We start from the raw sequence: 662 nt of genomic DNA, 5'->3' as shown, positions 1-662 counted from the left end.
GGTTGCAGTATTCATCACTAAACCGTGGCCTCTTATTCGTTATTATTTAATAGCGAGTGCCTTGGAATGCGTAGGTAACTGCATACAAATACCTATCAAAGCGCTTCTAAGCTACTCCTTAATAGGTCTGATAGAAAGTGATTAATGCTGATTTATTGAACTGAGTGCCTTGTTCAATGAATAAACAGGGCACAGATCAGAAACGAAATTACGCGCTGAGGACGTCTTCGATAAAGTCCAAACGGTCTTGGCCAAAGTACATTTCATTATCCAAGAACATTGTCGGTGCACCAAAACAACCGCGCTTAACCGCTGCTTCTGTGGCTTCTNTCAATTGATTTTTAATCTCGTCTTGTTGAACTAACTCTGCAAACGCAGCGGCGTCAATGCCAGCCTCCGTCAATACTTCAGCTATCACCTCTGGCTTACTCATATCCAGACCTTTCACCCACATCGCGTCATAGACAACATCGATATAGGCATCAACACAATCAAGTTCCATTGCAGCAAATACGCCACGCATTAGTTGCAGGGTATTTACTGGGAAGTGCGGGTTCATTTTGAATTCAACACCATAACGACGCACGAAACGCGGAATGTCGCTTAACAACATGTACTTGCCTTTGGCAGGAACCAAGCCCGGCGGTGTATTATTTGTCGCT

Annotated in this window: 1 protein-coding gene; it reads right to left on the bottom strand. The window is 44.0% G+C overall.

Translation table 11 applies throughout. The features are described 5' to 3' along the window. Positions 1–208: 208 nt before the first annotated feature. Positions 209–662: 2-hydroxychromene-2-carboxylate isomerase (locus A3739_RS06700; protein WP_068500811.1), on the bottom strand; the 454-nt coding region annotated here is incomplete at its 5' end.

The organism is Oleiphilus sp. HI0067 (assembly GCF_001635735.1).
The sequence above is the reverse complement of the archived record's forward strand: the minus strand, read 5'-3'. Positions and strand labels throughout refer to the sequence as shown.